6 protein-coding genes are annotated in these 7,794 nt (G+C 40.0%); 5 read left to right on the forward strand and 1 reads right to left on the reverse strand.

Features of this window, described 5'->3' with window-relative positions; all coding sequences use genetic code 11:
- Positions 1–36 precede the first annotated feature (36 nt).
- A complete protein-coding gene (locus ACFE90_RS33885; RefSeq protein ID WP_375506676.1) occupies positions 37–1,110 on the reverse strand; it encodes a LacI family DNA-binding transcriptional regulator in 1,074 nt (357 codons plus the stop codon).
- Positions 1,111–1,288: 178 nt separating this feature from the next.
- On the opposite strand from ACFE90_RS33885, the gene ACFE90_RS33890 reads away from it, so the two are divergent.
- The 5 genes from ACFE90_RS33890 (at position 1,289) to ACFE90_RS33910 (ending at position 7,569) form a co-directional block, all read left to right on the forward strand.
- The gene (locus ACFE90_RS33890; RefSeq protein ID WP_375506680.1) at positions 1,289–1,774 is read left to right on the forward strand and encodes a gluconokinase; all 486 of its coding nucleotides are present in this window, start codon (positions 1,289–1,291) and stop codon (positions 1,772–1,774) included.
- A 144-nt stretch (positions 1,775–1,918) separates the two neighbouring features.
- The gene (locus ACFE90_RS33895) at positions 1,919–2,194 is read left to right on the forward strand and encodes a DUF1815 family protein (RefSeq protein ID WP_375506681.1); all 276 of its coding nucleotides are present in this window, start codon (positions 1,919–1,921) and stop codon (positions 2,192–2,194) included.
- A gap of 1,548 nt (positions 2,195–3,742) precedes the next feature.
- Positions 3,743–4,756 (forward strand): ABC transporter substrate-binding protein, encoded by a 1,014-nt coding sequence (locus ACFE90_RS33900; RefSeq protein ID WP_375506677.1) that lies wholly within the window; start codon positions 3,743–3,745, stop codon positions 4,754–4,756.
- 261 nt (positions 4,757–5,017) lie between these two features.
- Positions 5,018–6,574 (forward strand): sugar ABC transporter ATP-binding protein, encoded by a 1,557-nt coding sequence (locus ACFE90_RS33905; RefSeq protein ID WP_375506678.1) that lies wholly within the window; start codon positions 5,018–5,020, stop codon positions 6,572–6,574.
- Positions 6,571–7,569, forward strand: coding sequence for a ribose ABC transporter permease (locus tag ACFE90_RS33910; RefSeq protein WP_375506679.1), 999 nt, complete (start codon positions 6,571–6,573; stop codon positions 7,567–7,569). Before ACFE90_RS33905 ends, ACFE90_RS33910 begins: the two co-directional genes overlap by 4 nt.
- Positions 7,570–7,794: the final 225 nt, after the last annotated feature.

Below are 7,794 nucleotides of genomic sequence, written 5' to 3' on the forward strand. Positions count from 1 at the left end.
GCCCCCTGCCTCCTGCCTTATCCCAACGATAATTATTTACGCCGACCGACTTACCGTCTCAGTTGTGGTATAATTACCTGAAAATTGCTGTAATGCTGCGCTACTACTACGCTGTAATAGAAAAGGAGATAAAACGCGGTTTTCCACAGTTTTTTCTTCTAATAAATCAAGTAACATTTGCATGGCTATACCACCAATTTCTAACATTGGCTGGCTGACTGTCGTGAGGGCGGGGGTAACATAACCACCCAAAGCAATACCATCAAATCCAACTAGACTTAAACTTCGCGGTACTAAAATACCTAATTCTTGGCAGGCTAACAGAGCGCCAACCGCCACCATGTCGTTGTAACAAAAGATGCCTGTAACTTCAGCAGTCAATAGTTTAGATAACATCTTTTGTCCAGTAGTAACATCGCTTATTCTGGTATTATCTTCATCACTAATTGCAATCCAATCAGCATTTTGTGGTAAATCAGCTTCTGCAAGAGCCATTTGATATCCTTCTAGGCGCTGCTGATTCGACCTGCTGCGATCGCCTACGCCCAGATAACCAATAGCGGTGTGTCCTAGACTTATGAGATGCTCTGTGGCTAATTTACCACCTAAGCGATCGTCTATTGCCACTGAGTGAAATATTTCGGATTGATCTTCTGTCTGGCTATTAATCAGAACTGTTGGCACAGCAATTTGCGTTAATTGTTTGGTATGCTTTTTACTAATTCGTGAGTCGGCTACTAAAATCCCGTCCACTCTCCGGCGATGAAAACTATTAATAGCTGCTATTTCCTGCTCAATATTTCGGTGTGAAGCACTTAACAAAACACTCAAGCCTGCGGGTCTAGCTATCTTCTCGATTCCCTCTACTACCTCAGCAAAAAAGGGATCTGCAATTGAGGTTACTACTACTCCAATGGTATTAGTGCGTTTATTTTGCAAGCTTTGAGCAATAGCATTCGGCACATAGTTCATCTCCTGCGCCAGTTGCTTAATTTTCTCTCGCACTTTGGGGCTAATGAGAGCGTTATCTCGCAAAGCGCGTGAAACTGTGGAATGAGAAACGCCTGCTCTTTGAGCAATATCTTCAATTGAAATTCTTCTTTTATTCATTTTTTTATATGAGGTTTGAAATTTTTGCAATCGTGTGCATTTTTTGTAATATAGAAAATAATCATTATTTGTCAAGATATTTTTAATACAACTCACATGTTGTATGGAAAGGAGTCTTAAATTCAGCCTCCATTTCAATAACTTAACTTTTTTGAAGAAAAATATGATTAAGCAGTCAATGATTATTATCCTAATGGGTGTATCCGGTTCTGGCAAAACCACCATAGGAAAACTGCTAGCAGAATCGTTAGAATGGGAGTTTAGCGATGCTGATGCTTTCCACTCACCAGAGAATATTGAGAAAATGCGGCGCGGTATTCCTCTGAGTGAAGCTGACAGGATGCCTTGGTTACAAGATTTACAAACAGCCATAAAATATTGGCTACAAGAAAATAAAAATGTGGTGCTGGCGTGTTCGGCTTTAAAAGACAGCTATCGGCAATTTTTGGTATTGGATAGCGAACGCATCAAGCTAGTTTACCTCAAAGGGTCTTATGAGTTAATTAAAATGCGGTTGCAAAAGCGTAGCAATCATTACATGAGCGAAAAACTGCTCAACACCCAGTTTTATACTCTTGAAGAACCATTGAATACCATATCTGTGGATATTGCACAACCACCCCAGGTAATTGTCCAAAACATTAGAACGGCTTTGGGAATTTAGTTTATTGCTTACAACCAAAAGATTAAGATTAATCACGTCTTTAGGAAAACACGAACTTTTGGCAACCAAATTTTAAAAGCAACCACATAACTGGAGTGGTAGGAGAAAACAAGTGTTTCTAAGATTAGCGCAACAACATCAGGAATTCATTCAAGACTTGGTAATGAACCTGCAAGCCTTGACAGCCGTGGTTATACTGCGTCTTGTTATACATGCGGTGAACAAATGCAGAGTGCTTCATTTCTGGTTAGCCTGGGAGAAAAGCACCTGATTCGGTTTTTAGTGTCTGATTATGGGATTACTTGGATGGAGTTATGGGACGATCGCGAATTAATGAAGCTAGAGGGTGCAGAAGCCATCACCATACAAGAGTTGGCTAATATTGTCAAGCATTCTTATGCTATACAATTGACGAATTAACACTCCTCTGAGTGAAGTTGACAAAAATATTAACTTTCCACAGGTGTCTAGAACAAAAGATGAGGTTATATTTTAGTAACATTTATGCACAGGTGTGCATAAATGTATACAAAGTTATCCTTACTGAGACATAAGTGCTTTTTCTTAATTAAAATCACATTGTATCTACTTGGTCAATTGATTCTGCTCGTTCAGAATACTTAAAAAAATAAATTATAGACAGGTATCCAAAGACGAAAATAAACTTAACATTTATTTTTGCACACGTGTGCAAAAATAATTTCAATACAGGTCTTGCACGCTTGTGCATAAGCTGGAGTGCGAAAGTAGCATTTAACAAATTAATATCGACAAGTAAACAGATATGCCTCAAACTCTAAACAATTCCATCGAACAAACTTTTACTATGAAGATTTAGTAGCTAAATACTTACCCAGAACCTTAAAATTTAAAATTTTTGGTACTAGGAAGGTAAAGAATTTAAAAAATACTCTACAGACATCATAACTAATTGGGTTTGCAAAGATCGCAATGATTTTTTGCAATGAGCAATGACAGTCCTTCAGCAAGCCTAAACGGAGTAGAATATTTTTCCATGAAAAATAGCATATTGCCACTTATCAAAGTATAAAACATCCGTGCAAATGTTCTGATGTTTATAGTGACTGGCTCGACTTTTATTTAATTTATAGACCGACTGAACAGACGCGATAAATACTTCGCATCTATTCTTTCCACATTTTTACAACGGCGGCAATGGGGTGAGAATGAATTTTTTGGTGTTTCTTCTCTTTATATCCAAAGAATTATTCTGATCGACATATAATAAAACTGTCTCTGTCAACTTAGTATAGCAAATAAGCGTATTTTACAGGCATATTTTAGTTGACTCCGAAAAGAAGACAAAATAATTTTTATTTATGGTAATCGTCTATATTTTCCTACTTCTATAAGATAGATTTAAAAGCAAATCTTTTCCTCCTATAGTATTAAATTCTCTCAATTCGAGTTGAATTAAACATATTAAGTTTTTTTAAAATCCACCTTGGCTAAAAATTACTTAATTTTCGCAAATGCTTTAGTGGGAAAACCTTAAACTACACAGAGATACAATAGTTTCCTTGATTTTGTAAAGTTCGATAAACGGGGATCGTATTTGCAATAATGCAGGTTAAACTAAAACAATGTAATAGGAAATACAAATTTCCCACTTTCGATAAGATCAGGTTCTACTAATTTTAGTTAAAAGCTGTTTTTAGCCCACGCACTTCCAAATGTTATTTTACAAAAAAATGTGATTTTTTGACCTAGTGTAGCGCTCATAGTTTTGTTTAAAAAAATAAAACATATAATTTAGATCAATTAATAGCGCTAACTCAAATCAAACCACATTATAAGACATTTGAGAGTAGTTAAAATTGCCAAAGTTAGCAGTATTGGTAGGTTATGTCTTAAATTTTTAGACCTAGCTCATATTGTGATAGCTTGGCAAATCTATATTCTACTAACCTCTTTCAAATTTAAATCCGTTGTTAAAAATAGATGAATATGAAAAGAATTTTGCTCATAGCTGGCATATTAGGTTTGGCTGTTGTTGGTTGCACAAATGGCGCTCAAAATGACAACACTGCTATTAATACTACTGGTACTAACACTGCAATCAATACTAGTGCAGAAACCAAAACTGTCACTAGGAATAGAAAATTACGAGCGGTTGGCTTCACCGTTGGCGATCTAAGTAACCCTTTCTTCGTAGTTATGGGACAAGCAGTTGAGGCAGAAGCGAAGAGAATTGGTGGAAAAGATGTCACCGTTATTGTAGCTTCCAGTGCCTATGACCTCAACCAACAAGCCAATCAAATTGAAAATTTCACTGCTGCGAATACTGACATCATTGTTTTGAATGCTGCTGATAAAAGCGGAATTAGACCAATAGTTGAAAGGGCAAAACAAGCAGGTAGAATTGTTATTGCTGTAGACACAGGTGCTGAGGGAGGTGTGGATGCTACCATCACTACTAATAATGTCCAAGCTGGAGAAGTTAGTTGCAAATATATTGCTGACCGCCTCAAAGGTAAAGGCAATGTAGTAATAGTTAACGGGCCGCCAGTAGACTCGGTGATTCAGCGAGTTAGTGGCTGCGAAAATGTATTATCCAAATATCCCGATATCAAAATCCTCTCTAAAAACCAGAATGCAGAGGGTAGTAGGGATGGAGGACTCAGAGTTATGAGTGATTTGCTCACAACCTTTCCGAAGATTGATGCTGTTTTTGCCATCAACGATCCGAGTGGGCTTGGCGCAGAACTAGCAGCAAACCAAGCACAACGTAAAGAATTCTTTATTGTCGGGGTTGATGGTGCGCCAGAAGCAATCACTGCGATCGCTACTAAAAATAGTTTATATGCCGCAACTGCTACTCAAAATCCCCGAGGAATGGCCCAAAAAGCAGTTCAGGTTGGAAATGATATCTTAAATGGTAAAAAACCTAACAATCCTACCATTTTGATTCCAGTTAACTTGATCACCAAAAATAATATCAGCACAGAAAAAGGCTGGTAAATAATACAAATTGTGAATTTGCAATTAACAATTATTTCTAATCTGAGTTGATTCTTTTGGTGCATTGACAGACTTTTTGCACATACCCATGATGTATATATGTGCATCTGCGAAAAGTTCTAAATATTGGAAGGCGACGTTTAGAAGTTTCCAAGATAGTAAACGTTTTTTAAAACATGATTTTAATTTCACATCAGGTGTGAGTTGATTGATTTATAACTCACAATTGCAAATTTTCAATTCTTTTTAGAGGTTCTGCTGATGACAACAACTATTGAAACCTCATTTCCTGATCCACCAACCACCACCCCTGTATTAGAAATGCAAGGGATTACAAAACGATTTCATGGTGTATCTGCACTCCAAAATGTCAATCTGACGATTTATCCAGGAGAAGTTCACGCCCTCATGGGTGAAAACGGAGCAGGTAAAAGCACGTTGATGAAAATCCTGGCTGGGGCTTACATTGCCGATGAAGGAGAAATTCGCATTAATGGTCAACCCCTGAAAATTACCGATCCGGCGACAGCACGTAAGGCAGGTATTAATCTTATCTATCAAGAACTGAATGTTGCACCTAATTTAACCGTTACCGAAAATATGTTTATGGGTAGCGAGTTGCGGCGAGGTCAGCTTTTAGACCGCAAAGCTATGCAACTAGAAGCAGAGCAAGTACTGGAAAGTCTTGGAGCCAATTTTACAGCGCAGACTGTGGTTGGTACTTTAGCGATCGCAGAACAGCAGCAAGTAGAAATTGCCAGGGCGTTGAAGGACAAAAGCCGCGTTTTGGTGATGGATGAACCAACAGCAGCACTGTCTGACCGAGAAAGTGAGCATTTATTTGAGGTAATTCGCAAACTGCGGCGTGACGGTATTGCCATTATTTACATCAGCCATCGCATGGAAGAAATCTATGCCCTAGCTGACCGAATTAGCGTACTGCGCGATGGTCAATATATTGGCAGTCTGACACGCAGTGAAATTTCTCCCCAACGATTGGTGCAGATGATGGTTGGTCGTTCCATGCAAGACTTTTACGAACATCAACGACAAATGCATCCGGGCCCACTCGTGCTGGAAGTCAGAAATATGAGCGATGCGCGTAAGAAGGTTGAGCCGACTAGTTTTAAAGTTCATGCTGGAGAAATTGTTGGTTTAGCGGGGCTGGTTGGTGCAGGACGCACAGAACTATCCCGGCTGGTTTTTGGTGCAGACCGCAAAGCCAGTGGTGAAGTATTCTTGAATGGCAAAAAAGTAGAAATTAATACCCCCAGTGATGCCATTGCGGCCAGAATTGGCTACGTTCCAGAAGACCGCAAAGACCAAGGTTTATTTCTGGAGATGAGCGCCCGCAAGAATATTGCCATCAACACACTCAAACAGGATGCAAAGGTTGGAGTTGTTAACTGGGGTTCAGTTAATCGGCTGTCAACAGACGCGGTAGAGAACTTTAATATCCGCCTGGCCAATTTGGAAATTAGAGCGCTGGATCTTTCTGGTGGGAATCAGCAGAAGCTACTGCTAGCGCGTTGGTTAGCCATTAAACCGAGAGTTTTGATGTTAGATGAGCCGACACGCGGCGTAGATATCGGTGCCAAAAGCGAAATTTACCGAATTATGAGCGAATTGGCAGCACAAGGTGTAGCTATTTTAATGGTTTCCAGCGAACTATCAGAGATTGTTGGTATGAGCGATCGCGTCTTAGTGATGCGAGAAGGCCAGCTGGTAGGCGAACTGGATGGCAGCCTTGGTCAAGAAATCACCCAAGAAAAGATTATGCACTATGCAACTGGAGCATCGGAGGTATTAGAATCATGAGTCAGACAGTCAGACCGCCTGCCAATAAATTAGCCAACAATCCCGCATCCCGCAACCGGAAATCAATTAGCAGCCTCCTGGAAGTTGCAGGTATTCTGCCAATCCTAGTAATTATCTGCATCTTATTTGCATTCCTTTCTCCCAACTTCCTCACAGCCGGTAACATCGTTAATATCTTGCGTCAGGCATCAATCAATATTGTGCTGGCAACAGGAATGACCTTTGTGATTCTCACCGGAGGTATTGACCTTTCTGTTGGTTCAATGTTGGGTGTTTCTGCCGTAGTTGCCTTACTGGTATCACTACTGCCAGCTTTGAGTTGGGCGGCCGTGCCTGCTGCCTTGCTAGCAGGATTGCTTTTAGGCTTAGTCAACGGCGCTATCATCACCTTTTTGGATGTACCACCTTTTATTGTCACATTGGGTTCACTTACAGCCTTGCGGGGTCTTGCTTTTTTAGTTGCCAAGGGGACAACGCTGATTAACCGTGACATAAATTTTGCTTGGGTGGGTAATACATATATCGGCCCCATTCCTTGGCTAGTGATAATCGCGCTACTGACTGTGATAGCTAGCTGGTTTGTGTTGCGGCAAACTGTTTTAGGAGTGCAGATATATGCCGTTGGTGGTAACGAGCGAGCAGCCAGATTAACTGGGATTAAAGTTAATCGTGTCTTGCTATTTGTCTATGGTATTAGTGGATTACTGGCAGGTTTAGCAGGAATCATGAGTGCCAGCCGTCTTTATAGTGCTAGTGGCATCTTAGGTCAAGGTTACGAATTAGATGCGATCGCTGCTGTTATTCTAGGTGGAACCAGCTTCACAGGTGGTATTGGTACCATTGGCGGCACACTTCTAGGTGCATTAATCATTGCTATTCTCAACAACGGTTTAACCTTGTTGAACCTATCTTACTTCTGGCAACTAGTTGTCAAAGGACTAGTAATTATTTTGGCAGTAGTAATTGATAGACTCCGCAGACGTTCCAGACGGTAAATAATCAAAGTCTTTGGAAATTGGACATTGGGCATGGGGCATTGAGAATAGGGAATGAGTCTTTGATACTCGCCAACGAGTCTTTGATACTCGTCAATGAGTCTTTGATACTCGCCAACGAGTCTTTGATACTCGTGAATGAGTCTTTGATACTTGTGAATGAGTTTTTAATACTCGCCAACGAGTCTTTAATACTCGTGAATGAGTCTTTAATACTCGTGAATG

The organism is uncultured Nostoc sp., from assembly GCF_964245445.1.
Lineage (GTDB): Bacteria > Cyanobacteriota > Cyanobacteriia > Cyanobacteriales > Nostocaceae > Nostoc.

Bases quoted from the DNA above. Each gene is read 5' to 3' on its own strand.
- ACFE90_RS33885 (WP_375506676.1), bottom strand. From the start codon at position 1,110: ATGAATAAAAGAAGAATTTCAATTGAAGATATTGCTCAAAGAGCAGGC.
- ACFE90_RS33890 (WP_375506680.1), top strand. From the start codon at position 1,289: ATGATTATTATCCTAATGGGTGTATCCGGTTCTGGCAAAACCACCATA.
- ACFE90_RS33900 (WP_375506677.1), top strand. From the start codon at position 3,743: ATGAAAAGAATTTTGCTCATAGCTGGCATATTAGGTTTGGCTGTTGTT.
- ACFE90_RS33905 (WP_375506678.1), top strand. From the start codon at position 5,018: ATGACAACAACTATTGAAACCTCATTTCCTGATCCACCAACCACCACC.
- ACFE90_RS33910 (WP_375506679.1), top strand. From the start codon at position 6,571: ATGAGTCAGACAGTCAGACCGCCTGCCAATAAATTAGCCAACAATCCC.